This window comes from Paraburkholderia sp. BR10872 (genome assembly GCF_040965835.1).
Classification (GTDB): Bacteria; Pseudomonadota; Gammaproteobacteria; order Burkholderiales; family Burkholderiaceae; genus Paraburkholderia; species Paraburkholderia nodosa_A.
Window position 1 is genome coordinate 12,504 of sequence record NZ_JBFRCN010000010.1, and the last position, 24,119, is coordinate 36,622.

General features: G+C 66.6%; 22 protein-coding genes. 3 read left to right on the forward strand and 19 right to left on the reverse strand.

The window, feature by feature from the left end:
• Positions 1–30: 30 nt before the first annotated feature.
• Complete coding sequence (locus AB4Y43_RS10605; RefSeq protein ID WP_368727773.1) at positions 31–2,364, forward strand: ATP-binding protein; 2,334 nt, start codon at positions 31–33, stop codon at positions 2,362–2,364.
• Between the two features lie 98 nt (positions 2,365–2,462).
• On the opposite strand, the gene pyrF is transcribed toward AB4Y43_RS10605, so the two are convergent.
• The 14 genes from pyrF to AB4Y43_RS10675 all read right to left on the reverse strand — a co-directional run bounded on the left by pyrF (position 2,463) and on the right by AB4Y43_RS10675 (position 17,467).
• Positions 2,463–3,278 (reverse strand): orotidine-5'-phosphate decarboxylase, encoded by an 816-nt coding sequence (gene pyrF / locus AB4Y43_RS10610; RefSeq protein ID WP_342949481.1) that lies wholly within the window; start codon positions 3,276–3,278, stop codon positions 2,463–2,465.
• A 173-nt stretch (positions 3,279–3,451) separates the two neighbouring features.
• Positions 3,452–4,528 carry an aldose 1-epimerase gene (locus tag AB4Y43_RS10615; RefSeq protein ID WP_368727774.1) on the reverse strand — a complete coding sequence of 359 codons (1,077 nt, stop codon included), beginning with the start codon at positions 4,526–4,528 and terminating at the stop codon, positions 3,452–3,454.
• A 417-nt stretch (positions 4,529–4,945) separates the two neighbouring features.
• The gene (locus AB4Y43_RS10620) at positions 4,946–5,866 is read right to left on the reverse strand and encodes an SMP-30/gluconolactonase/LRE family protein (RefSeq protein WP_368727775.1); all 921 of its coding nucleotides are present in this window, start codon (positions 5,864–5,866) and stop codon (positions 4,946–4,948) included.
• On the reverse strand, positions 5,863–6,675 hold the full coding sequence (locus AB4Y43_RS10625; RefSeq protein ID WP_069269138.1) for an SDR family NAD(P)-dependent oxidoreductase: 813 nt from the start codon (positions 6,673–6,675) through the stop codon (positions 5,863–5,865). Before AB4Y43_RS10625 ends, AB4Y43_RS10620 begins: the two co-directional genes overlap by 4 nt.
• A 33-nt stretch (positions 6,676–6,708) precedes the next feature.
• Entirely contained in the window at positions 6,709–7,737 is a 1,029-nt protein-coding gene (gene araH / locus AB4Y43_RS10630; RefSeq protein WP_342949485.1) for an L-arabinose ABC transporter permease AraH, read from the reverse strand.
• 23 nt (positions 7,738–7,760) lie between these two features.
• Positions 7,761–9,272 (reverse strand): L-arabinose ABC transporter ATP-binding protein AraG, encoded by a 1,512-nt coding sequence (gene araG, locus AB4Y43_RS10635; protein WP_069269140.1) that lies wholly within the window; start codon positions 9,270–9,272, stop codon positions 7,761–7,763.
• A gap of 105 nt (positions 9,273–9,377) precedes the next feature.
• On the reverse strand, positions 9,378–10,379 hold the full coding sequence (locus AB4Y43_RS10640) for an arabinose ABC transporter substrate-binding protein (RefSeq protein ID WP_069269141.1): 1,002 nt from the start codon (positions 10,377–10,379) through the stop codon (positions 9,378–9,380).
• A 152-nt stretch (positions 10,380–10,531) separates the two neighbouring features.
• Positions 10,532–11,311, reverse strand: a complete 780-nt coding sequence (locus tag AB4Y43_RS10645; protein ID WP_368727776.1) for an SDR family oxidoreductase — start codon at positions 11,309–11,311, stop codon at positions 10,532–10,534.
• Positions 11,308–11,985: a 2-dehydro-3-deoxy-6-phosphogalactonate aldolase gene (locus AB4Y43_RS10650; RefSeq protein ID WP_368727777.1), complete on the reverse strand. Its 678-nt coding sequence runs from the start codon at positions 11,983–11,985 to the stop codon at positions 11,308–11,310. Before AB4Y43_RS10650 ends, AB4Y43_RS10645 begins: the two co-directional genes overlap by 4 nt.
• Before the next feature lie 89 nt (positions 11,986–12,074).
• Complete coding sequence (locus AB4Y43_RS10655) at positions 12,075–13,100, reverse strand: 2-dehydro-3-deoxygalactonokinase (RefSeq protein ID WP_368727778.1); 1,026 nt, start codon at positions 13,098–13,100, stop codon at positions 12,075–12,077.
• Positions 13,097–14,044, reverse strand: a complete 948-nt coding sequence (locus tag AB4Y43_RS10660) for an IclR family transcriptional regulator (RefSeq protein ID WP_368727779.1) — start codon at positions 14,042–14,044, stop codon at positions 13,097–13,099. The genes AB4Y43_RS10655 and AB4Y43_RS10660 overlap by 4 nt, the downstream gene beginning before the upstream one ends.
• Positions 14,045–14,544: 500 nt before the next feature.
• Complete coding sequence (locus AB4Y43_RS10665; protein WP_069269146.1) at positions 14,545–14,934, reverse strand: RidA family protein; 390 nt, start codon at positions 14,932–14,934, stop codon at positions 14,545–14,547.
• A gap of 84 nt (positions 14,935–15,018) precedes the next feature.
• Complete coding sequence (locus AB4Y43_RS10670) at positions 15,019–16,500, reverse strand: amidohydrolase family protein (protein ID WP_368727780.1); 1,482 nt, start codon at positions 16,498–16,500, stop codon at positions 15,019–15,021.
• 34 nt (positions 16,501–16,534) lie between these two features.
• Positions 16,535–17,467, reverse strand: a complete 933-nt coding sequence (locus AB4Y43_RS10675) for a MurR/RpiR family transcriptional regulator (RefSeq protein WP_368605878.1) — start codon at positions 17,465–17,467, stop codon at positions 16,535–16,537.
• A 127-nt stretch (positions 17,468–17,594) separates the two neighbouring features.
• Here AB4Y43_RS10675 and AB4Y43_RS10680 point away from each other — a divergent pair, with 127 nt between their 5' ends.
• Positions 17,595–18,875 carry an amino acid deaminase gene (locus AB4Y43_RS10680; RefSeq protein ID WP_368605877.1) on the forward strand — a complete coding sequence of 427 codons (1,281 nt, stop codon included), beginning with the start codon at positions 17,595–17,597 and terminating at the stop codon, positions 18,873–18,875.
• 22 nt (positions 18,876–18,897) lie between these two features.
• Here the strand turns inward: AB4Y43_RS10680 and AB4Y43_RS10685 are convergent, their stop codons facing one another.
• Complete coding sequence (locus AB4Y43_RS10685) at positions 18,898–19,374, reverse strand: MarR family transcriptional regulator (RefSeq protein WP_342949490.1); 477 nt, start codon at positions 19,372–19,374, stop codon at positions 18,898–18,900.
• A 74-nt stretch (positions 19,375–19,448) separates the two neighbouring features.
• On the reverse strand, positions 19,449–21,044 hold the full coding sequence (locus AB4Y43_RS10690) for an MDR family MFS transporter (RefSeq protein ID WP_368727781.1): 1,596 nt from the start codon (positions 21,042–21,044) through the stop codon (positions 19,449–19,451).
• A gap of 123 nt (positions 21,045–21,167) precedes the next feature.
• Here AB4Y43_RS10690 and AB4Y43_RS10695 point away from each other — a divergent pair, with 123 nt between their 5' ends.
• Positions 21,168–22,043, forward strand: a complete 876-nt coding sequence (locus AB4Y43_RS10695; protein WP_368727782.1) for an EcsC family protein — start codon at positions 21,168–21,170, stop codon at positions 22,041–22,043.
• Here AB4Y43_RS10695 and AB4Y43_RS10700 read toward each other — a convergent pair.
• The 3 genes from AB4Y43_RS10700 to AB4Y43_RS10710 form a co-directional block, all read right to left on the reverse strand.
• Entirely contained in the window at positions 22,013–22,981 is a 969-nt protein-coding gene (locus tag AB4Y43_RS10700; RefSeq protein WP_368727783.1) for an alpha/beta hydrolase, read from the reverse strand. The genes AB4Y43_RS10695 and AB4Y43_RS10700 overlap by 31 nt on opposite strands.
• Before the next feature lie 143 nt (positions 22,982–23,124).
• Complete coding sequence (locus AB4Y43_RS10705) at positions 23,125–23,559, reverse strand: CHRD domain-containing protein (RefSeq protein WP_069269154.1); 435 nt, start codon at positions 23,557–23,559, stop codon at positions 23,125–23,127.
• 61 nt (positions 23,560–23,620) lie between these two features.
• Positions 23,621–23,908 carry a hypothetical protein gene (locus AB4Y43_RS10710; protein WP_368727784.1) on the reverse strand — a complete coding sequence of 96 codons (288 nt, stop codon included), beginning with the start codon at positions 23,906–23,908 and terminating at the stop codon, positions 23,621–23,623.
• Between the last annotated feature and the right edge of the window lie 211 nt (positions 23,909–24,119).

A 24,119-nucleotide genomic window follows, 5' to 3' on the forward strand; every position in this document is an offset into this window, starting at 1 on the left:
CGCTCGAGGCGCTCCAGCGCAACCTCAGGCGTGAACGGCGCGTCTTCGCTGACGGCCGCGCTCATTGCCATGCTCACCTTGCTGTCGCGCTACTGGAATCGCCGGGTGCTGACGCGCACTTACGACGAAGCCACGCGCGCGCTCGAAGGCGAGTTGCTCAATCACCTGCTCGTGCACGCCACGCCGGGGGGTCTGTGCATCGTCCGGCGCAGCAACTTCGAGATCGTCGTGGCGAACCAGATGGTGCGCGATGTTCTCGGGATAGACGCGCACGCCACGCGCTTGCCGAACGCACTGTGTGTCGCGTTCGAGCAGCACGGGCCGTGGCCCGGACCCGCGAAACACGATGACGAGACCACGGTGTATGAGTTGCCGTATTCGCTCGAGCGGCCCGGCAAGGGAGCGCTCCATCTCGCCATCACCTATGCGCCGGCCACGATGCACCACGAAGCCGTCCTGTTCTGCGCGATAGCCGACAGGTCGGAGCGCTACGAAGCCGAGCGCCTGCTGCGCGAAGCCAAGCGCATGAGCGACGAAGCCGCGCGCGCCAAGGTGAGCTTCTTCGCGGCGATGAGCCATGAGATCCGCACGCCGCTCGCTTCGCTCGTCGGCAATATCGAACTCGTCGCGCGCGGGCCGCTCGCGCCGGAACAAAGCGCGCGCGTGCAGGCCATGCAAAACTCCTCGGCTGAACTGCTGCAGATCGTGAGCGATGTGCTCGATTTTTCGAAAATCGACGTCGGTCAGATGAGGCTCGTCGAAGAACCTGGCTCGATTGCGGCACTCCTTGTCCGCATCGCGCTCGGCCATGCACCGCTCGCCGTGCGCCAGCACCTGCCGTTCTATCTCGTGATGGATCGGGCCATTCCGGCGCAGGTTCGCTTCGACGCCGTGCGCGTCGCGCAGATCGCCAACAATCTGCTCAGCAATGCGTTCAAGTTCACCCGCTCCGGGAAGATCGTCCTGCGTGCGCGCTGGAGCGAAGGCGCGCTTGCGATCAGCGTGAGCGACTCCGGCGACGGCATCCCCGAAGACCTCAAGCCACACCTGTTCCAGCCCTTCGCACAAGGCGACGCCCATCGACTGACGCAAGCGCGCGGCACCGGCCTCGGGCTTTCGATCTGCGCCCGGCTCGCCCAGTTGATGCACGGCCGCGTCCAACTCGACAGCGCGCTCGGCGTCGGGACGCGCGTGGCGGTGACGCTGCCACTGCACCCCGAAGGCGAAGCCACGGCTGGCGATGAATGGACGCTACCCGATGCGCATCCCGCCATCCTGTGCCGCGCGCCAGAGAATCGCGAGTGGCTGGCCAACCTGTTCGACAGCCGCAGCAGCACGCCGACCTTCCTGAGCCTCGAAGCGCCACCGCGTGACGGCACGCTCGACTACCTGCTCGTAACCGACGAATTCACCGGCGACGACATCGCTTCGCTATGGCCTGATCAAGCGAAAATCATATGGCTGCGACAGGACGGACCACTCGTCCCGCTCGAACTCGATGGCGGCGCACGCGTGGTGAGCCTGTACAGTCTCGCGGGCATACGCGCCGCGACGCAGAAGCGGATTCGCAGCCGTGTGGCGGCAGCGCAAGCACGGCAACCCGCAGCGGACCAGCCCGCGACAGATGAGAATTTCGCATCGCTGACTGCGCTGATCGCCGAGGACAACCGGCTCAATCGCGCACTGCTGCGCGACCAGTTGCGCATACTCGGCGCCACCGTCATCGAGGCGAAGGACGGCGAGGAGGCGCTGGCGCGACTCGACGAGCGGCCAGTGGACCTCATCCTCACGGATCTGAACATGCCGGGCATGAACGGCTACGCGCTGCTGGACGCCGTACGCGCAAAGCGCCCTCATCGACCGGTCTACGCGGTGAGTTCGGATGCGCTGCCCGAGCAGATCGCGCAGGGGCGCGCGTTGGGCTTTAGCGACTATCTCACCAAGCCGGTCGCGCTTGCGGAACTCGTCCGCGTGCTGGCCGTCGTGTCGGCGCAGATCAGCGTCGCGGCGAGCGCGACACTCGCAGAGGATTCCGAATCAGATCCACAAGCCGGGCCGCCCCGCTTCCCGCCGCTGCCGCCCGCGCTCGCCGATATTTTCATCGCGCAGGTGGATCACGATATCGTCGATTACGCGCAGATCGCCTCGCAGCGCGACTTCGCGCGGTTGAACGACTGGGCGCATCGCGTGTCCGGCGGACTGGCGGTGCTGGGTCCTTCGAGGATCAATGAAGCCTGCATGGAGTTACGCGCGACGATGCGCGATGCGGGCGGATGGACTGAGGAGGTCGGCGGTCTGGCGGCCGCCGTGGCGGCGGAACTCGAAGCACTGCGGGCGCTCGCGCGGCGCTCGCATTCGGGTTAGCCGCGCGGGCGTCGTCAACGTGACGCCCGCTCGCAAAGGCGGTGACGGTAAAGGCGCGAGCGCTCAGGAGCGTCTACCTGTCACCGCGGAAACCCGTCTCAACGATACGCGTTGATCCGGTCGCGCGTTTCTTTCGCGGCCGTTGCAGCCGCCTGCGCGTAGTCCTCGCCCTTGCTCGCGTAGATGATCGCGCGCGACGAGTTGATGAGCATGCCCGTGCCGTTCGCCGTGCGGCCCGCCTTCACGGTCGCCTCGACGTCGCCGCCCTGCGCGCCGATGCCGGGAATCAGCAGCGGCATGTCGCCTACGATGCCGCGCACGGTTTCGATTTCCTTGGGGAACGTCGCGCCCACCACGAGGCCGAGTTCGCCGCTCGCGTTCCATTTGTTCGCGGCAAGGTCCGCCACCACCTGATACAGCGGCTTGCCGCCGGTCTCGAGGAACTGCAGGTCCGAGCCGCCGGGGTTCGACGTACGGCACAGCACGATCACGCCCTTGCCCTTGTGCGCGAGCCACGGCTCGATCGAATCGAAGCCCATATACGGGTTGACCGTGACTGCATCGGCCTTGAAGCGCTCGAAGGCCTCGCGCGCGTACTGCTCGGCGGTGCTGCCGATGTCGCCGCGCTTGGCGTCGAGGATCACGGGCAGGCCTGGGTGCTTCTCGTGGACGTGCGCGATCAGCGCTTCGAGCTGGTCTTCGGCGCGGTGCGCGGCGAAGTAGGCGATCTGCGGCTTGAACGAGCACGCGTACGCTGCGGTGGCGTCGACGATCTCGCGGCAAAACTCGAAGATCGCGTCGCTGCGGCCGGCCAGCGCGGCGGGAAACTTCGTGGGCTCAGGGTCGAGGCCCACGCACAACAGCGAGCCGGTGCGCTGCCACGCGGCGCCGAGGGTCTGGATGAAGGAAGTCATGGTGGTTGCTCGCGGCGAGCCAATAAGAGAAAACGGCGCGTATTTTACCCGCCCCGGAAGATGAGGCCGCGCCGCGGCGCCCGAATCGGCCTGCGCCCAGCTCGTGCACGATACATCGCCGCAAGCGCGTCGCGCGCGTGTTCGACGCGCGCGACGCCCAACTCACGACCATCTTAGGTCCGTGCGCGCACGCCCTTGCCCCCTCTCGCACCCGTGCGGCCGCGCGCGCCGGCGCGATGTGGGCTCGCTGACGCGCGCATGTCCATGCGCTCCACGGTGAAGGAAAAGCGCCGCACGAGCCGCTCGCCGTGCGCGAGCACGGTCATGCCGTGCGCATCGCCGCCGCCAGTCAGGTTCACGGCGTTGATCGGATGATCGACGGGTTCGAAGCAGAAGAAGTCTGCGCCGGGAGGCGTGTAGAGCACGTAGTAGTCGGTATTCGCGCAAATCGAGAGCGAGAGCCTGCGGCGCTCCCACACCACCGCCGCGCGTCCGCTCCAGCCGCTGAACGCATGATTGACGAGTTGCGCAGGCAGCGGATAGGCCACGCCGAACTGCCAGGCGGGCGGCGCGGGCACGTGACGCACCGGCAGCCAGTCCTGGCCCGAGAGCCACAGGCCGCTCGCCGGGGCCGACAGCTCGGTGCTCGTGTCGCGCGCAAGAAACGGATGCACGCCGAGGCCGAACGGCAGCGCCTCGCGGCCCGTATTCTCCACTTCCAGCGTCATCGCGAGCGTCGCACCGTCGAGCGCATAGGTGAGCGCCGCGCGGTACGAATACGGCTCGCCATCGCTGCGGTCGAGCACGAGGCGCACGTTCTCGCGATCGGCGCTTTCGATGCTCCAGGGCGCGAGCCAGCCGTCACCATGGATCGGCAGCGGTTCGCTAGCGCGATTGCGCGGCACTTCGATATCGCGGCCGCCAAAGTGAAAACGCCCTGCGCCGATGCGGTTCGAGTACGGCAGCAGCGGGTAGCACGCGAGTTCGTTCGGGTCCATACGCGCGCTCACGCGCTCGCAACGACGAAACACGGGCTCGAACGCGCCTTCGCTGCGCCAGTCGAATCGCGTGATTCCGCCGCCCAGTTGGGGCGCGACGTCGAGCCTCAGATACGCGTTCGCGAGCGTCACGCACGCCACATCGCTCGAGCCCGCCGCGCCGATGGCGACCGCCGAAGTGCTCGGCCCCGGCAAAACCGGATGCGTGGCGGCTTCGAGCCGCGCGCGGCGCGCGGCGGCCGCTGGTGACACGACCGGTGACACAACCGGCGAGACAGACGGAGCGGATGTAACGGAAGGCGGCACGCTCGCAGCAGCGGCGCCTGCGGAAACGGTGGAACGGGTAGGTCGACGCACAGCGGAATTCGCGACGCTCATAAGATGCTCCTCGAGAGGCATGTTTGATTGCCGCCGCAAAAGGCGGCTCACCGGTGGCCTGTCGACACCGCGCGTATGCGCGGGCCTGTGGCCGCTTCTTGTGTTCGCCCTTCTAGTGGTACTGGCAAAGCCAACTGCACACTATCGATCGACTGCATCTGTTGCCGAACTACAACGACTGGCCGTCTCTTCATGCCGCCTGCCCGCAGCGGCGCTTCGCACTGTGCATGCGCATGTATCGTCTGATGAAAATCCACGCGCGCCTTTGTGCAAGCGCACGATACACCGGACTCAAGCGCGCCTGCGCCCCTGAAACCGCGGTTCTTCAAGGCCCTGGCGGCCAATTCGAACCGAAAACACGCCGCCCGCATGCGGCTCGCGCGCGAGGGCCTCCGCCTCCATTTCCTCGCGCGCGCTCGTGACATAAAGCGTGTCCAGAAGCGCACCGCCGAGCGTAACGCAGCTTGGCTGCGCTGTGGGAATCTTTACGCGTTCGGTTTCGACGCCATCGGCGCCATAACGCACCACGCGCTCGCCGCCCCACTGCGCGTTCCAGAGGCCGCCTTGCGCGTCGACGGTCGAGCCGTCCGGCACGCCGGTGTCGTCGGTGAGCGTGACGAAAGTGCGCTCGTTTGCAATCGTTCCGTCTGCGCCGTAGTCGCACGCGCGAATCTCGCGCGTGAGCGTGTCGCAGTAATACATGGTCGAACCGTCCGGGCTGAACGCGATGCTGTTCGAGATCGCGGGCGCGGGCAGCGGCAGACGTTCGAGCGTGAGATCGTGGTTCAGGCGATAGAAGCCGCCGATCGCCTGCCTCGGCGTTCCTTCGTATTTCGTGCCGAACACGAAGCGGCCCTGGCGGTCGCAGCGTCCGTCGTTCAGGCGCGTCGGCATGCCGGGTTCGACTTCGACGATGGTGTCGATCGCGCCCGTCTCCAGGTCGAAGAACGCCAGCTGCGAAGCGAGGCCGAGGAGCAGCGTGCGCTCGTCTTCGCACAGCGCGAAGCACGCGAGGCGCTCGGGCATCTCCCACGTGACGTGTTTGGCGCCGGACGCATTCGCGTCGTAGCGTTGCAGGCTTTTGCCCGAAATATCGACCCAGTAGAGCCGGCCGCTGCGCGCGCACCACGTCGCGCCTTCGCCCAGCTCGCATTTCGCGTGGACGAGCAGTTCGGCCACCGCTTCGTTCGAAGCGCTTTCCTTTGCGCTCATGCCCAGCCTCCGTCAACGACGATGTCCTGCGACGTGATCATGCGGCTGTCGTCGGCGCCGAGGAAGAGCGCCATGCGCGCGAGGTCTGCGGGCAGCAGCTCCGCGTCGATGCACTGGCCGCGCTTGATGGACTCGCGGCCTTCGTCGGTGAGCCACAGGCGCCGCTGCTTCTCGGTCATCACCCACCCCGGCACGAGCGAATTCACGCGGATACCGTACGGGCCGAGGTCTCTCGCAAGACCGCGCGTGAGACCCTGCACCGCCGACTTGCTCATCGTATAGACCGGCATTTCCGACTGCTTGAGCATCCAGCTGATCGAGCCCAGATTGATGATCGAGCCCGCGCGTGCGGCCTTCATGTCCTGGGCCACCGCCTGCGCGGCGAATAGCTGATGGCGCAGGTTCACGGCCACGCCGGCGTCGAACGACTCCGGCGTGACTTCGGCCAGCGTGTGGCGTTTGTCGTTGGCCGCGTTGTTCACGAGCACCTGAATCGGCCCGAACGCCGCCTTCACATCGGCGATGGCGGCGCGCAACGCCGAGATATCGGTGAGATCGACGTTGGCGAAGAGCGGCTTGTGGCGCGAATCGCCGAGTTCGTCGGCGAGCGCCTGGCCCGCGCTCGCGTCGATGTCGAAGAACGCCACGCGTGCGCCCTGCGCGGCGAAGTGCTCGACGAACGACGCGCCGATGCCGGTCGCGCCGCCCGTGATCAGCACCACGCGGTCGGTCAGGCTCGGATAGCGCGCGTAGTTTTCGTGCGCGTGGCGCGCGAGCGCGTTAGCGGGCGAATTTGCGTTGGACGACATCGTTTTGGTTTCCTTATGAAACTGTCAGCGAACTCAATCGCGAGCGCCGCGATTCTTGAGCTGGTCGAGCAGCACCGCCGCGAGCAGGATCGCGCCGCGCACGAGGTACTGGTAGAACGCGTCGATGTTGAGCAGGTTCATGACGTTCTCGACCGTACCCATGATCAGCACGCCGATCACCACGCCCGAGATGGTCGCGCGGCCGCCCAGCAGCGACACGCCGCCCAGCACGCACGCCGAAATCACGTTCAGCTCGAAGCCTTCGGCCGCATTCGGCTGACCCGACGTGATGCGCGAAGCGAGAATCACGCCCGCGAGCGCCGTGACCGCGCCCTGGATCAGGAAGATCCACACGCGCGTGCGCTCGACCTTGATACCGGCCAGACGCGACGCTTCCGGATTACCGCCGATGGCGAGCGTATTGCGCCCGTACACCGTCTGATTGAGCATCACGCCGAACACGATGAAGCAGACGAGCGTGACCCAGATCGGCAGTTGCACGCCGAAGAGCGAGGCCGTGCCCATGGCGATGAACGTGTCCGACGACACGCCCACGGCCTGGCCGTGCGAGGCGATGAAGCCGAGGCCGCGCACGATTTCCATCGTGGCGAGCGTGGTGATCAGCGCGTTGATGCGCAGATACGCGATCACCGCGCCGTTCACGAAGCCGATCGCGGCACCCGCCGCAACAGCGGCGACGATGGCGATGAACGTGTTGTTCGTCGCGTTGAGCACCATCGCGCAGAGCACGCCCGCGAACGCGACGATCGAGCCCACGGAAAGGTCGAAGTCGCGCGACGCGAGACAGAACATCATCGTGCAGGCCACCATGCCGATCTGCGAGACCGACAGTGCGAGGCCGAGCATGTTCTCGATCGAGAAGAAGTGATCGACGGTCAGCGACATCACGATGAACATGACCGCGAAGATCACGATCAGGCTGTACTCGGTGATCTGCTGCCACCACTTCTGCTTGTCGGTGGGACTCGGAATCAGCGCGTCGGCGACGCTCTTGGCGGCGCTGTTGGCAGACTCGGCCGCCAGGTTTTCTCTTGCTTGCATTTCAGTCACTCCTCCCCATCCACTCATGCAGCCTTGGCCTGCGTGCGCTTGGGCAGCGCGAGGTCAAGCACCGCGTGTTCGCTCGCCGCGCTGCGCGGCAACTCGCCCGAAATACGGCCTTCGCGCATCACCACGATGCGATCCGACACGCCGAGCACTTCCGGCAACTCCGACGACACCATCACGATCGCACAGCCGCGCGCGGCGAGCTGGTAGATCACGTTGTAGATTTCATGCTTCGCGCCGACGTCGATGCCGCGCGTCGGTTCGTCGAGAATCACGACCTTCAGGTCGGGCTCGGCGAGCCAGCGCGAAAGAATCGCTTTCTGCTGGTTGCCGCCCGAGAGGAAGCGGATTTTCTGGCGGCGACTCGGCGTCTTGATCTTCAGCAGCTTGATGAAGCGGTCCGCCGTTTCCGCTTCCTTCTTGCGGTCGAGGAACATGCCCGCGCGCAAAAAATGGCGACGGCAGCTGATGTTGATGTTCTCCGACACCGTCGCCATCGCAACGATGCCCTGCTCCTTGCGGTCTTCCGGGCACAGCACGATGCCGTGGCGAATCGCGTCGCTCGCGCTTTTCACGCGAATGGTCTTGCCGTCCAGCTCGATCTCGCCCGCGCGCCGCTTGTGCGTGCCGTAGATGAGCTGCATCAGCTCGCTGCGCCCCGCGCCCACGAGCCCGAAAAAGCCGACGATCTCGCCCGACTTCACCTCGAAGCTCGCCGCTTCGTTGAGCGGATGCCCTTGCACGCCGCGTACGGCGAAACGCACGTTGCCATGCTCGCGCGGCGAATAGTTGTAGATGTCGCTGATCTCGCGGCCCACCATTTCGGCCACGAGCGTTTCGCGCTTCACCGCTTCGAGCTTCTCGTGCGAGGCGACCTTGCGGCCGTCACGGAAGATCGTGCAGGCATTGCACAGCTCGTAGATCTCGTCCATGCGGTGCGAGATGTAGATGAGCGCGCGATTGTCGGCCCGCAGCTCGCGCACGAGCTTGAACAGCACTTCGGTCTCGCGGTGCGAGAGCGAGCTGGTCGGCTCGTCGAGCGCGATCACGCGCGCGTTGCGCAGGAGCGCCTTGCAGATTTCCACCATCTGGCGCTGCGCGATCGAGAGCTTGCGCAGTTTCGCGGCCGGATCGAGATCGACGCCCATCGCGGCAAGGCGTTCGCGCACGAACTTGCGCGCCTCGCCGCGCTTCACCCAGCCGAGCGCATTGGGCAACGCGCCGAGCAGCAGGTTTTCCGCGACGGTCAGGTCGGGCACGTACTGCAGTTCCTGGTGAATCACCGCGATGCCCGCGCCGATCGAGGCCGCCGCATCGGCGAAGTGCACCTCGTTGCCGTCCATCAGGATGCGGCCGGAATCGGGCTGATACTCGCCGCCGAGAATCTTGAGAAGCGTGGACTTGCCCGCCCCGTTCTCGCCCATCAGGCCATGGACTTCCCCTGCATTCACCTCGAACGACACGCCGTCGAGCGCGCGCACGCCTGGGAACACCTTGCCGATATTGTCAAAACGCAGTGTCGCTGACACTTCGGTTTCCTCTCATTCGATACGCTGCGGGCGCGGCCTTCATGCCTTTCGGGCCTGCTGGCCGCCCCGCAGCGGGAAACACCCTAAACCACTACTATCCAGCGCTTACTTCGACGCGAGACCCATCTGCTGACGCACGCTCTCCACGTTGTCGCGCGTGGCCAGCATGCCGGTCGTCAGCGTGAGCAGCGGCGGTTCCTTGCCTTGCGTGATCCACGAGTACATCAGGTCCGAGGTTTCCTCGCCGTGGCGCTTCGGGCTGATGATGACGGTGCCATAGAAGCCCGTCGGCTGCGGCTTCTTGAACTCGTTGAGCGCCGAGTCCGAACCGCCGATGCCGATGCCGATCATGTTGTCGGCCTTGAAGCCGCGGCCTTCCGCTGCGCGCACGGCGCCGAGCACGGCTTCGTCGTTCAGGCCGTATGCCACCCAGTGCTTGTACTGCGGGTTCTTGGTGAGCGCGATGTTGGCGGCGTTGAAGGCGTTTTCCGTGTCGGTCTTCGCTTGCGGCGCCTGGACGATGTTCGCCTTCGGGAAGCCCGCGGCCACGAGCGCGTCGGTCGCGCCCGACGTGCGGTCATGCGCCGTCGGCAACTGCTCGTAGGTCACGTCGATGGCGCCGACGTCCTTCATGTCCCAGCCGCGCTTCTTGATCTCGGCGGCGATGCCGTCGCCCACCTGCTTGCCGATGTTGTACGCCGAGATGCCCATGTGCGGCACCGACTCGATCGGCTTGCCCGCGCCGTCGACGAGACGGTCGTCTACCGTCATCATCTTGAGCTTGTCGGCCTTCGCCTTGGCGACGATGCCCGGTCCGAGCTTCACGTCAGGCGTGCAGATGATGAAGCCCTGCGCCTTTTGTGCGGCCAGGTTGTCGATCGCGCTCATCACCTTCTCACCCGAGGGCGCGCCGATCTTCACCAGCGTGAAGCCCTTTTCCTTCGCGGCCGCTTCCGCGAACTTCCATTCGTCCTGGAACCACGGCTCTTCGGGCTGCTTCACGAGGAAGCCGATCTTCACCTGGTCGGCGGCCTGCGCGACGGGCGCTTGCGCGAACATGGCAGTGGCGGCTGCAGCCACCAGCGTCAGAAAGATGCGTCGTTGCATGTTGCTAGTCTCCTGTCTTCTTCAGTCACGGGAAGGGTATCGGCCGCCTCTTCTTTTACCCGTCGATGCGCGCGGCCAGCGCCTCGGCGGATTCCTGCACATTCGTTCCAAGCTCGTTTTCCTTCGTGCTGCGAATTAGCTTTTCCACGCGCTCATTCGTGATGGAGCGCCGTGCGGCCGCCGTCGATCGTGATACAGCTCGCGTTGATGAACGGCGCTTCGTCCGAGGCGAGGAACACCGCCGTCATCGCGACTTCCTCCGGTCGGCCAATGCGTTTCATCGGCGGCAACTCGAGCGTCGCCTTGCGCGCGGCTTCCGGGTCGGGCTGCGCGTTCCACCAGTCGTGCGTGAGCTGCGTTTCGATGTAACCCGGCGCGATGGCGTTCACGCGCACGTTCTTCGGCGCGTACTCGATGCCGAGTGCGCGCGTGAGCCCGATGACGCCGTGCTTCGCCACCGGGTAAGGGAAGCAGCCCGGAATAATCTGGAACGCGTGCGTCGAGGCGATGTTGATGATGCTGCCCGCACACCGCTCGACCATGCCCGGCAGCACCGCGCGGCAGCCGTTCCACACGCCGTCCAGATCGACGGCGAAGCAGCGGCGCCAGTCGTCGTCGGTCATCGTGAGCGGGTCGGCGAACACGTTGATGCCGGCGTTGTTCACGAGCACGTCGACCGGGCCGAACGCGCGTTGCGCTTCTTGCACGGCGGCGCGCACCGAGGCGGGCTGCGTCACGTCGGTTTGCACGGCGAGCGTTCGCGCGCCTTCATATGCGTTCGCAATCTCGCGCGCCGTTGCAACGGCCGTCGCGCCATCGAGCTCCGCGAGCACGACGGCGGCGCCCTCGGCCGCGAACGCGCGCGCGATCGCCGCGCCGATGCCGCGTCCGGCGCCGGTTATGAGCGCGACCTTGCCCGCGAGGCGATTCACTTTTGCGCTCCTCGCGCAGCTTTCCAGCCTTCGATGAAGGCCAGTGCGTTCGCACGCGTGGCCGCCGCGTCCTGGCCCGGCTTGTAGAGCGCGGAGCCGAGGCCGAAGCCGCTCGCGCCCGCGGCCAGCTGCGGGCCCATGTTGTCCGGCTTCACGCCGCCCACGGGCAGCAGCGGCACGATCGGCGGAATCACGGCGCGCCATGCCTTCGTCACGGCCGGGCCGAGCTGCTCGGCGGGGAACATCTTGAGCGCATCGGCACCATGCTTGAGCGCCGCGAACGCTTCGGTCGGCGTGGCGACGCCGGGCACGCACGCGAGGCCCTGGAGCTTGGCGGCGAGGATCACGTCGGTGTCGGCGTGTGGCATCACGATCAGTTCGCCGCCCGCTTCGCGCACGTCGCGCACGCGCTCGGTGGTGAGTACGGTGCCCGCGCCGATCATCGCGTCGTCGGGCAGCGCCTCGCGCAACGCCGCGATGCTGTCGAGCGGCTGCGGCGAATTGAGCGGCACCTCGATCATCCGGAAGCCCGCGTCGTAGAGCGCGCGGCCATGCTCGGCGGCCTCGGCGGGCTTGATGCCGCGCACGATTGCGACCATGCCGCAGGCGCCGAACGCGGCGACGAAGCCGGCGTGCGGCGTGTACGGGGCGGGCAGATTCAGTTCGGGTTCCATGTCGGCTTCCTGTTGCCTGGCTTCCTGTTGCCTGGCTTCGTGTCTGGTTCGGTTCAGCGGGTTCGATTCATCGGCCCATCGGTGCGCACTTAGCGCGGCGTGACGAGGCCGGCCTGCACGGCGATGCGCCAAAGCCCGTGTTCGGTCGCCTGGCGCACGAGATGCGCGCCGCTGCATCCGAATGCGGCAAGCGCCATGCGGTAACGCTCGCACAGCGCCTCGGCGCCGATCAGCTGCGGCGCGCAGCCGGCGAGCGCCACGTCGCGCCGCGCCAGCGCCGCTTCGAGGCCCGCCAGCTCATGGCCGATCACGAGGCCCGATAGATAGTCGGGCTGCTCGTCGGCGGCGAGCTGGGCCGTGAGGCCGAGCGTGCGCGTGCTGAACGCGGTGGCCAGCAGTCCCACGCAGCCCTGCTCGCGCGCCACGCTCACGCCGCGCAGAAACGCCGCGGTGTCGGGCTCGACGGGATGCTTCATCGTGCGGCCGAGGATCGTGTGCGCGCACAGCGCCGCGTAGACCTCACCTGTCATGAAGGTATAGAAGCGCGCAATGCGCTCGCCCTCCACCACCACCCATTTCGCGTGCGTGCCAGGCAGTCCGACTAGCGCCGTTTGCGGCTCGGCATCGTCACCCGCTGCGCCGAGCGCGCCAAAGATTTGCGTTTCCTCGCCGCGCATCACGTTGGGCAGCGCACCCGGCTCCAGCACGCCCGGGACCACGGCGACTTCGGCGCCGCATGCAGCGCGCACGCGCACGATGCCGGCCACCAGCGCCTGAGCGCTCGCGGGCGTTTCGACATACGGTGCCTGCACCCAGCCCTGGGCGCTGCCGACCATCCCCGCGGCCAGCACGGGCAGCGAGGGGGCTTGCGCGAGCCACACGCCGCAGGCTTCGTCGAAGGCGGCGTCGAAGCCGCCTTCTTCGGCCGGCACGGGCAGGTTCATGATTCCCGCCGTCGAAACGCGCGTGGCGATCACCTGGCCCGCCGCATCGAACAGATACGCACGCAGCGAGGTCGTGCCCCAGTCGAGCGCGATGAGCGCGGCTTCGCGAGCGATCGCGGCGTCGCCGGCATCGATCGCCGCGCCGCTTACAGGCTTCTCGCGTGCTTTCATCGACGAATCCTGCGCGTGGTGGGCTGCGGCGCACGCCAGCCCAGTTCCTGCGAAATCGCGCGTGCCTCGCGCTGCACGACGGGAATCAGTTCGTCCATGCGCTCGAGCGGCATGTAGGGAATCGTGCTCGCCACCGAAAGCGCCGCCACGATCGCGCCGGAAGCGTCGCGCACGGGCGCCGCCACGCAGCGGATCGAAATTTCGTTCTCCTCCAGATCGAACGTGTACCCGCCCGCCGAATAAGTCGCCATGCGCTTGAGGAAGGTCTCGGGTTCGAGGCTGTGATCGGGACGGAAGCTCACGCCGGCGAGCGTGCGGCGCGAAGCGTCGAACAGGTCGCGCCACGATTGCGGCGCGAGATCGAGCATCATCGCCTTGCCGATGCCCGTCGACGCGAGCGGCATGCGGTGCCCCACGCGCGAGCGCATTTCGAGGCCCCGCTGGCCGGGAATCTTGTCGATGTACAGCACGTCGTCGCCGTCGCGCACGCCGAGGTGGATCGTGTCGAGCGTTTCGTCGGCGAGCGCCTGCAGATGCGGGCGCGCAACGGCCGTGAGCGGCATCTGCTCGAGTGCGATGGTGCCGAGTTCGATGAGCTTCGGCCCGAGCAGGTAGCCGCCCTGCACCTGGCGCAGATAGCGCGCCTGCACGAGGCTCGAAACGAGACGGTGCGTGGTGCTGCGCGTCGTGCCGAGCACCGCGCCGAACGAGCGCAGGTCGCGTACGCCGGCGGCGGCCGCTTCGAGGATCGCGAGGCCGCGCAGGAGCGTCTGGGTGCCGGCCTGCTGCATCGAGCCGTCGAGCAACGTGCTCGCGACGCCGATTTCATCGGCGGCGGGGCGGGCTTTCGGCTGCGCTTGCGCGGAGGTTGCCGCGGCGTTTTTTGCGGGCGCGGCCTCGTCGGGGAGATTCGCGGCGAGTGTGGAAGACATCGCTTTGTTCATGGCGAGGGCGATGAAAAGAGACGATCGAAAGGCGCGTGCCGTCAGGCGGCGCGCGAACCGTGCTTCGGGAGACGACCCGCCGCGCGGGCGGCCGGGACTCGGACAGGTAGCGGCGGGCGGCGCGTGGCCGCGCAAAGCGCTGGCTGAAGCATGGCGAACGTCTCCTTTGCGGTCCGGTTCGCTCCGCGTGTTACGCGTGCGCCGGATTTATCTGGGTCTGCCGACGATGTCTGCCGCGCTGTGACAGTCGCGGCTTATCGGATGGACGGATTGTAGGCAGGTTTTTTCGAGTTCTCCAATATGTGATTGGGTCGCTCATATATTGGGAAAATAGACACATGGGAGTGCCATCTGCCGAATGCCTAATGAGGGACAGAACTCAGCACGGAAAAGCCCGTCGGCATGGCCCGCAAGAAAAAACGGCTGCCGGATGATTCCGGCAGCCGTTTCGTGCGGCACTCAATGAGGCTTTCGCATATCGCTCGCCAAAAGCCGCGCCCTTACTTCCCCGCCGGCGCCTTGTAAGCCACGCAGTCGACTTCGACCTTGCAGTCCACCACCATGCTCGACTGCACGCAAGCGCGTGCGGGCGGATGCTCGCCGAAGTACTCGCGGAACACCTTGTTGAACGAGGTGAAGTCACGCGCGTCGTCGAGCCACACGCCGCAGCGCACCACATGCTCCGCGCCATAGCCCGCTTCCTTCAGGATCGCGAAAAGATTCTGGATGGCCTTGTGCGACTGCTCGACGATCCCGCCGCTGATCACTTCGCCGCCTTCCATCGGCGTCTGGCCCGAGACGTACAGCCAGCCGTCGGCTTCCACGGCGCGCGCGAACGGCAGATGCTGTCCGCCCTGGCCCTTGCCGCCTTCCGCTCCAATTCGTTTCATCGTTTGCTCCTTTGAGATCGTACGGCGCGCGCAGCTTTTTGGGCCGCGTACGCCGGGGGTCGAAATTCGATAGATAAAGCCGGTTTAGAAGGCCATTGCCTCGGCCTGCGCCTCGCGTTTGCCGCGCGCGACGAAGTGGCCCGCGCGCTCGCCCGTGGGTTGCCCGTCGCGATACGAAAGCACGCCGTTCACCCATACCGCGTCGATGCCCTCGGCCACCTGCTGCGGCTTCTCGAACGTCGCCGCATCGCGCACGCGCGTCGGGTCGAACAGCACGAGGTCGGCGTGCCAGCCCACATGCACCTCGCCGCGCTGCGAAAGGCCGAAGCGCCGTGCCGAAAGGCCCGTCATCTTGCGCACCGCTTCTTCGAGCGGCAGCAAGGCCGCGTCGCGCGCGTAATGGCCGAGCACGCGCGGAAATGCGCCCCACAGGCGCGGATGCGGCAGCGGATCGTTGGGCAGTCCATCCGAGCCGACCATCGTGGCCGGATGCGAAAGAATGCGGCGCACGTCGCCTTCGGACATGTTGTGGTACACGGCGCCCGCCGGCTGCAGACGCTTGCCCGCTTCCTGCTGCGACACGCCCCACCCGGCCGCGATGTCCTTAATGAGCTTGCCCGCCTGCTCCGGGTGCGGCGTGGACCACGTGATGGTGATGTCGATGTCGCCCGTCACCTGCTTGAGATCCAGCGTCGACGAGCTGCGGCTATACGGATAGCAGTCGCACCCGACCGGCTGATACTTGCGCGCGCTTTCGAGCGACGCGAGCACCTCCGTGCTGCGCCCCCAGTTGGACGGGCCCGCGCACTTCAGATGGGAGATCACCACCGGCACGCGCGCATGCTGGCCGATGTGGTACGCCTCGTTCATCGCTTCGAGAATCGCGTCGAACTCCGTGCGCATGTGCGTCGTGTAGAGCGCGCCGGCGGCGGCGAGCGGCTGGGCAAGCGAGGCGACCTCTTCGGTCGAGGCCTCGAACGCCGAGCCGTACGCGAGGCCCGTGGAAAGGCCGAGCGCGCCGTGCGCGAGCGCGTCTTCGAGCTGCGCGCGCATGGCCGCGATCTCGTCGCCGGTGGCAGCGCGCTTCAGGTCGTTCATGTGGTTGTTGCGCAGCGCCGTATGGCCAATCAACGCGCCGACGTTCACGGCGGGTCGCGCCGCGTTGACGGCGTCGACGTACGCGGAGAACGTCGGATAGCTGAACGCGTCGCGCTCGCCGAGCAGGTTCATCGGGTCTGGCGGATCGCCCTTTAACGTCACCGGCGAGGCGCTGATCCCGCAGTTGCCGACCACCACCGTCGTCACGCCCTGGCTGATCTTGGGCAGCATTTGCGGCGCGCGGATCACGTGCGTGTCGTCGTGCGTATGGACGTCGATGAAACCTGGCGCGAGCGCGCGCCCATTGGCCTCGATCACCTCTTCCGCGAGCCAGTTCGACAGGTTGCCGATCGCGACGATGCGTCCGTCGCGCAGCGCCACGTCGCGCTCGACGGGCGGCGCGCCGGTGCCGTCATACAGCATCGCGCCGACGATCAGCGTGTCGGCGGCTTCGGGGTGCGAATGCATACGCGTCTCCTCAGGATGGCTCTTGGTTGGACGCTCAGTCACCGAGCGGCTGGCGTTCGCCGCCGCCGCGATGCGCGTCCAGCGTGTGCTTCATGCGGCGCAGCAACTCGCGGCTTTCTTCGGGTTGCGCGAGCGCCAGTTCGGTCACGAGCACGTCGAGTGCCATCATCATCGCGTAACGTGACGACGACGGCTTGTAGATGAAATCGGTCTCGCTCGCGACGATCGGCACGAGCCAGTCGGCGAGCGCAGCGAGCGGCGAAGCCGGCGCGGTGAGCGCGACGAGCTTCGCGCCGTAGTCGCGCGCGATGCGGCACGCGTCGACGAGTTCGGGCACGCGCCCTGTTACGGAAAGCGCGACGACGACGTCTTCGGGCGAAAGCGTGCTCGCCACCATGCGTTGCAGCAGGCTGTCCTGGTACGAAGCCACCGGGCGGCCCAGGCGCACGAGGCGAAAGCGCATTTCGTCGGCGAGCGCACTCGAGCCGCCGCCCATGCCGAACACGTAGATCATGCGGGCCTGCGCCAGCGCCGCGGCGGCTTGCGCAAACGGCGCCTGGCACAGCAGCTCGTGGTTGCGCGCGAGCGCCGTGTGAATTTCGTCGTAGACGCGCGTGGCGAGCGGTTCGGCTTCGCCGTTCGCGTCGGCGGCGCGCGGCTTGCCCGCGCCTTCGGAAGCGCCAGTTGCCGCACCGCGCAGGAAGCGGTCGCCCACGGCGGCCGCCTGGGCGAGCCGCAGCTTGAGTTCGCGCACGTCGTGGCAGCCCACCGCCTTCGCAAAGCGCGTGACGGAGGCGATGCTCACGCCCGCGCGCTGCGCCAGCTCGCCGATGCTCGCCCGCGCGGCGCTGGCAAGATCGTCGAGAATGAGCGCAGCCACGTCGCGCTCGGCGGGACGCAATTCAGGCACGCATTGCGCGATACGCGCGACGATGTCGAAGCGGGCCGGATCGGCGGCGGTGTTCATTGCAGGGAGTCTGTTAATAAATAACAATTCACGAAGCGATGTTACTTTGTGTACTATCTCCGAGTCAACGCCGGTCCTGAAGATGCCGGTGTAGCGGAGTCGCATGAAGCATATGGAGCGAAGGGAAATGAAAGTTACAAACTATCAGAGTGCAACGATCGACCCGAACAGCAAGGGCCTTGGCAACGTACCGGGCGCGAGCGTGCCGCTCGGGGACGCCGGGCGCCTCGAATGGAATTTACTCGAAGAGGACGTGAGCCTGCCCGCTGCGGTGCTGTATGCCGACCGCGTCGAGCACAACCTCAAGTGGATGCAGGACTTCGTCACGCGCTATGGCGTGAAGCTCGCGCCGCACGGCAAGACGACGATGGCGCCGCAGCTCTTTCGCCGCCAGATCGACACCGGCGCGTGGGGTATCACGCTCGCCACGGCGCACCAGACGCGCGCCGCCTACCGCGGCGGCATCTCGCGCGTGCTGATGGCGAACCAGCTCGTGGGCCGCCGCAACATGGCGATCATTGCCGAGCTGCTCAGCGACGCGACCTTCGAGTTCTTCTGCCTCGTCGATTCGGTCGAAGGCGTGGAGCATCTGGGCGAGTTCTTCCGCGCAGCGGGCCGCACGCTGCAGGTGCTGCTCGAACTGGGCGTGCCGCGCGGCCGCACGGGCGTGCGCGACACCGACACGCGCAACGCCGTGCTCGCGGCGATCGCGCGCTATCCCGACTCGCTCAAGCTGGCGGGGGTGGAAATCTACGAGGGCATCCTCAAGGAAGAAAGCGAAGTGCGCACCTTCCTGCGCGACGCGCTGAACGTCACCCAGGAACTGGCCGCCGCGGGCCGCTTCGCGCGCACGCCCGCGCTGCTTTCGGGCGCGGGCTCGGCCTGGTACGACATCGTCGCGGAAGAGTTCGCGCCCGCCACGCAGGCGGGCGCGATCGACGTGGTGTTGCGCCCCGGCTGCTACGTGACGCACGACGTGGGTGTCTACAAGCAGGCTCAGTCGCAGATCCTCACGCGCAACCCCGTGGCGCGCGAAATGGGCGTGGCCCTGCTGCCCGCGCTACAGCTCTGGGCCTATGTGCAGTCGATTCCGGAGCCTGGCCGCGCCATCATCGGCTTCGGCAAGCGCGACGCCGCGTTCGACGCGGGCTTTCCGGAGCCGTCGCGCCACTATCGCCCCGCGAACGGCGGCGCGCCGCGCGAAGTGGCGGCAAGCGAAGGCTGGGAAGTGTTCCAGATGATGGATCAGCACGCCTACCTGAAGATTCCAGCGGGCGCGGACCTCAAGGTCGGCGACATGATCGCGTTCGATATCTCGCACCCCTGCCTCACGTTCGACAAGTGGCGTCAGGTGCTGATGGTCGATGCGAAATATCGTGTGACGGAAGTGATCGAAACGTTCTTCTGAGGCAGCGCGCATCGGTGCAGGCTCAGCCCGCTTCGGGCTCGGCCTGCGGAGCCTGCGCGAGCGCGGCCGCCGCCATAGCGGCCTCGCCGATGCGCGCCTCCATCATCCCCAACGCGCTCGACAGCGCCGCGAGCGCATCGTCGGGCAGCGACATCGTCACGTCCAGGAACGCGTTGCGGCGCGGCAGCCCCTCTTCGGTCACGGCGCGGCCGGCGTCGGTCAGCGTCACGTTGGTGATGCGGTTGTCGCGCTCGTCGGCGCGGCGCGCGATCCAGCCGAGCGCCTCCAGCGCTTTCAATTGGCGCGTGAGCGCGCCCGGGTCGACACGCAGCCGCTCGACGAGCCGCTTTTGCGACGACTCGCCGTCCTGCTCGTAAAGCGCGAGCAGAATGCGCCAGCGCGGCAGCGGATGGCCGACCTGCGCCTCGAACGCCGACATGAACGTCCGGTAGGTCCGACCAAACTGCTGCATGACGGCGATGCGATCCTGAATTTCCATGCTTTGCTTTCCTGCCGGCTTCATCGCCGCGCGTTTGCCGGGTCCGTGCCGGTGCCCGCCAGGGGCGGAACGTCTCAATCCGCGTGAATCACGGGCTCCAACTTGCGCTGCAGCTTGACGGGCGGCACGCGCCGGGTTTGCCAGATCGACACCACCGCGATCGCCGCCGCCACGGCAATGCCCAGGTGAATCGCGCCCACGAGGGCCTCGCGCGCAGCTTCGAGCAGCGGCGCGCCATTATGCCCGGCGTGCGCGAGATCGGCGATCAGTGAAGCCTGCGCGTCGCGGTTGATGAGGATCTGCGGGTCGGCGAGCTGCGGCAGCCAGTGCGTGGCGTGGTCGGCATCCAGCGCGCGTTGCACGCCGCTCGAGTAGAGCTGCGTGACCATCGTGCCGGTGAGCGCCGTGCCGATCATGCCGCCGATCATCCGCAGCGACTGCAACAGCGCGGTGGCGATGCCCAGATGCTCGCGCCCAGCGGTCTGCTGCGCGAACACCGTGAGGTTCGGCATGACGAAGCCCAAGCCGATGCCAGCCACGATCATGAACGTCATGAGCAGGCCGCGCGGCGTGTTGCGGGTGGCGAGCGCAACGGCGAAGCAGGCCACTGCGAGCATTGCGAAGCCGATGTAGAGCATCAGGTTCGGATTGCGGATGCGCGAGACGATGCGCCCGTTCGCGATACTGCCGATCGTGATGAACACCACGAGCGGCGTGATGACGACGCCCGCTTCCTTCGGCGTCATGCCGAAGCCGCCCTGGAAGAGGAGCGGCGCATAGAACAGCAACGAAAACATCGTGAAGCCGCCCAGCACGGCGAGCGTGAAAAGCGCGTTCAGGCTCGCGTTGCGGAACATGTCGACGGGCAGGATGGCTTGCGGGCAGCGCCGCTCCCATTGCCAGAGCACCCAGCCGGCCGCCAGCGCGAGGGCGAGCAGGCCGAGGGCCGAAGCGCTGAGACCGTGCCCCGGCAGACGCTCCACGAAAAGCTGCAGACTCCCGAGCGCGACCGCGATGAGGAGCGCACCTGGCCAGTCGAGCCGCATGCGCGCCTCGTGCGCGACGTGGCGCAGATGCGGCAGATACTTCCAGACGAAAAACAGCGAAAGCAGGCCAACGGGCAGATTCACATAAAACACGGAACGCCAGCCGTAGTACTGCGTGAGAAAGCCGCCGAGCGACGGCCCGACCGCGTTGGCGATACCGAATGCGGAACTCATGAGGACCTGCCAGCGCAGGCGCACGACCGAATCGGGGAAGAGATCCGGAATGCAGGCGAACGCCGTGCCGACCAGCATACCGCCGCCGATGCCTTGCAGCCCGCGCGCAATCACGAGGAACAGCATGCTGTTGGCCGCGCCGCACAGCACGGATGCGGCGGTGAAGACGACGATCGACGCGATCACGAACGGCTTGCGCCCGTAATAGTCGCCGAGCCGCCCGAAAATGGGGACAGTGATGACCGAGGTGAGCAGATAGGATGTGGCGACCCACGCATAAAGCTCGAAGCCGCGCAGTTCGGCGACGATGGTCGGCAGCGCGGTGCCGACGACGGTCTGATCGAGCGCGACGAGCATCGTCACGAACGAGACGCCGAGCATCGCGAGCAGCGACTCCCGGAACGGCAGAACCTGCCCGCTCGAATGGTGGGCGGCGGTATGAACGGCCATTTTTTGATCCAGCAACGGTTGACGCGTCAAAGATTAATCATCATAGCACGGTCCGATCCACTACACTGGGGCGTCGAACGGCGGCGATGCCCTCGCCGTCGTCGCTGAAAATCCGGGAGCGCCATGGAACCCACGACCGAACCGACCGCCGCAGATCCGGCCCGCACGGGCGCCATCGCGGCCTTCACAGAGGCCGATCTCGACGCGCTGCGGCGCGCCAAACATGAGCTCGAAACGCCGCCACTCGGCATGAAGCTCGCAGCGATCGTGGGTGCGCCGGTAGAAAAGCTGATCGCGCGGCTACCCGGCGTCGCGAACGACAAGGTGACCGAGGCGACGCAAGCCGCGCTGCGCAAGTGTCTGCAGCTCGCGCTGAAGACGCTCGGCAAGCAAAGCGCCCTCTCCACGGCCCAAGCGCGCACGAGCGCGAAGCCGAGCAACCTGCTGCATAAATTCGCGGTGGCGACCACGGGCGCGGCGGGCGGTGCGTTCGGGCTGTTCGCGTTGCCGGTCGAGCTGCCCGTCACGACCACGCTGATGTTTCGCTCGATCTGCGACATCGCGCGCAGCGAAGGCGAGAATCTGGCCGGCACCGACACGCAGCTGCAATGTCTGACCGTGTTCGGCATGGGCGGCCGCTCGGCCGCCGACGACGAGGCCGACTTCGGCTATTTCATCGCGCGCGGCGCGCTCGCGAAGGCGGTATCGGCGGCGTCGTCGGAAATGGCAACGAAGGGCTTCGCCGCACACGGCTCGACCGCGCTCCTCAAGCTCATGCAGACCGTGGCCGCGCGCTTCTCCGTGCAGGTGAGCGAGCAGGTCGCGGCGAAATCGATACCCGCCATCGGCGCGGTGCTCGGCGCCATGGTCAACACCGTGTTCATCGATCATTTCCAGCAGGTGGCGCATGGGCACTTCACCGTGCGCCGGCTCGAGCGCCGCTACGGCGAAGCCGCCGTGCACGCGGCCTATGACGCGATCGATGTCTCGCTCGATTGAGGCGGCTGCGGTTTCTCGTCGCCGCGCGCCGGCACGGGCGTCACGCGGCGCACGAAGCGCGCGGCGACGTCGAGCGTGCGGCGCGCTTCGGGCATGAACGGCGCATAGATCGGCCAGATATGCGGCATGCCGCTGGCAATCTCGCACTCCACCGACACACCGTCGGCGCGCGCGCGCTCGGCGACGCGGCGCGTGTCATCGAGCAGCGTTTCGGAGCTGCCCACGAAGAGGCTGAGCGGCGGCAAGCCGCGAAAGTCGGCATACAGCGGCGACACGTAGGGATCGGTCGCACTGGCCGCGCCGAGGTAAAACGGCGCGATGCGCTCGAATACCGCGCCGCTGAACATGGGATCGCGCCCGTCGTTCTCGCGTATCGAAGCGCCCGTCGCCGCAAGATCGGTCCACGGTGAAAAGAGCACGGCGCCGGCGGGAAGCGCGTCGCCTGCGTCGCGCAAGGCGACGAGCGTCGCAAGCGCAAGTCCGCCGCCAGCCGAATCGCCGCCAATCACGATCGAGCCGGGCTGCGTTCCTTGCGCCAGCAAATGGCGGTACGCGGCCAATGCGTCCTCGAGCGCGGCGGGAAACGGATGCTCGGGCGCGAGGCGATAGTCGAGCGAGAAGACGTCGGCGCCGGCGCGCTTGCCCAGACCGAACGAAATCGCGCGCTGCGAACGCGGCGAGCAGAAGTAGTACCCGCCGCCATGCAGATAAAGGAGCGTGCGATGCGCGGGCGAGCGCTCGCGGATGAGCCACTCGCCGCGCATCGGAACATCGGAGGTGTCGTACTGCTCGCGCAGGCGCCAGCCGCTCGGCACGCCCGGCGTCCAGATGCGCCTCGCCGTCAGCATGCGCACGCGCGCGACGTTGATCGACTTGCGCGTTTGCGGCCGGAAGGTGCGGCGCAAGAACCTGCAGATCAGCCTGCTTTGCCAGCTCATCGGCTCAGCCCCTCCGCAGCACTCAAACTGGCCTCGACCAGCACTCGGCGGCGGTCGGTCGATGGCGTCCCGCAATCAGACTTCGATCGCGGGAATGCGCGGCGCGCACGGTGCGGAGAGTGAGGCGAACGATCGAGGGCCGGTCAATTGGCGGGCAGCACCTGACCGCGAATCTCGCCTGACGGGTTCTGCGCCGTATGAATGTTGAAATACCACTGTCCGCCCATCAGCTGGGTGACCTGCTGCTCGTTGAGCGTGGCGGAACCCTTGATCGGACTCGCCAGTTCGCCCTTCGGAATCGGTACCTGCACGTTGGCGTTCTGTCCGACCGGCGCCGGGCCGTGGAAGTGCGCGGCGGCAGCCGGGCCGGAGAGGCCTTCATAGGTGATCGTCCAGTTCAGCGTTTTCGTGGACGTGTCGAAGGTGGCGTTGAGCATGCCGTGACCCTGGCTCACGCGCGGCGGGACTTCGCTGGACGGTTCGAGATCGGCCTTAAGGGCAACGGTGTCGGCATACGCGGCGCTGGAGGCAAGGACACACAGAGCGAGAGCGAGCTGCAGCGGACGAAGCAAATTCATGGAATTTCTCCTGTTTTTGTGGCGGGCTGCGCCAGAAGGCGCAAAACCGCGCTCTCACATGCTAGAGCAAATCGGCTGGGGGCGCGTCCGCTGCGCCGATGTCGGCCCAACGTAAGCTGCGTGCAATAAAAAATGCGCCGCAAGCGACGCCTTGCAACCCAGGTACTCCCTTCCTGCCATCGGGTATTGCCACCGAATGCCTGGAAGCGATGGCGAAGAACCGTTCGAGGTGCATGGACGCAACACCGAATTGATTTGCATAGCGAAGTGTCTTGGCGCCATCGTTTGACGAACCACCATTTGACAACGCGCACGTTCCGGCAAAAACACGCTCGTTCATCGATTTCACGGTCGAACCATTTCGCCGCCATGACACCGCGGCAGCAAGCGCGATTACCTGCACTTCCTGTAATAGTTAATTGATCGAAATTGTCTCGATTTCTCGTCGCACGGCGGCTAAGCTACCCAGTGCGAGAAGTGACTCTTCATCGAAGGGTCTCCAAGCTTGAACGCGGCTTCGGCCGCGTTTTTTTTCGCCTGTTTTTCCGCTCTATTGCCCT

Excerpts from the sequence above, each read along its gene's own strand:
- pyrF (WP_342949481.1), bottom strand. The coding sequence starts at position 3,278 with ATGACTTCCTTCATCCAGACCCTCGGCGCCGCGTGGCAGCGCACCGGC.
- AB4Y43_RS10620 (WP_368727775.1), bottom strand. The coding sequence starts at position 5,866 with ATGAGCGCAAAGGAAAGCGCTTCGAACGAAGCGGTGGCCGAACTGCTC.
- AB4Y43_RS10625 (WP_069269138.1), bottom strand. The coding sequence starts at position 6,675 with ATGTCGTCCAACGCAAATTCGCCCGCTAACGCGCTCGCGCGCCACGCG.
- araH (WP_342949485.1), bottom strand. The coding sequence starts at position 7,737 with ATGCAAGCAAGAGAAAACCTGGCGGCCGAGTCTGCCAACAGCGCCGCC.
- AB4Y43_RS10640 (WP_069269141.1), bottom strand. The coding sequence starts at position 10,379 with ATGCAACGACGCATCTTTCTGACGCTGGTGGCTGCAGCCGCCACTGCC.
- AB4Y43_RS10650 (WP_368727777.1), bottom strand. The coding sequence starts at position 11,985 with ATGGAACCCGAACTGAATCTGCCCGCCCCGTACACGCCGCACGCCGGC.
- AB4Y43_RS10655 (WP_368727778.1), bottom strand. The coding sequence starts at position 13,100 with ATGAAAGCACGCGAGAAGCCTGTAAGCGGCGCGGCGATCGATGCCGGC.
- AB4Y43_RS10660 (WP_368727779.1), bottom strand. The coding sequence starts at position 14,044 with ATGAACAAAGCGATGTCTTCCACACTCGCCGCGAATCTCCCCGACGAG.
- AB4Y43_RS10665 (WP_069269146.1), bottom strand. The coding sequence starts at position 14,934 with ATGAAACGAATTGGAGCGGAAGGCGGCAAGGGCCAGGGCGGACAGCAT.
- AB4Y43_RS10670 (WP_368727780.1), bottom strand. The coding sequence starts at position 16,500 with ATGCATTCGCACCCCGAAGCCGCCGACACGCTGATCGTCGGCGCGATG.
- AB4Y43_RS10675 (WP_368605878.1), bottom strand. The coding sequence starts at position 17,467 with ATGAACACCGCCGCCGATCCGGCCCGCTTCGACATCGTCGCGCGTATC.
- AB4Y43_RS10680 (WP_368605877.1), top strand. The coding sequence starts at position 17,595 with ATGAAAGTTACAAACTATCAGAGTGCAACGATCGACCCGAACAGCAAG.
- AB4Y43_RS10685 (WP_342949490.1), bottom strand. The coding sequence starts at position 19,374 with ATGGAAATTCAGGATCGCATCGCCGTCATGCAGCAGTTTGGTCGGACC.
- AB4Y43_RS10690 (WP_368727781.1), bottom strand. The coding sequence starts at position 21,044 with ATGGCCGTTCATACCGCCGCCCACCATTCGAGCGGGCAGGTTCTGCCG.
- AB4Y43_RS10695 (WP_368727782.1), top strand. The coding sequence starts at position 21,168 with ATGGAACCCACGACCGAACCGACCGCCGCAGATCCGGCCCGCACGGGC.
- AB4Y43_RS10700 (WP_368727783.1), bottom strand. The coding sequence starts at position 22,981 with ATGAGCTGGCAAAGCAGGCTGATCTGCAGGTTCTTGCGCCGCACCTTC.
- AB4Y43_RS10705 (WP_069269154.1), bottom strand. The coding sequence starts at position 23,559 with ATGAATTTGCTTCGTCCGCTGCAGCTCGCTCTCGCTCTGTGTGTCCTT.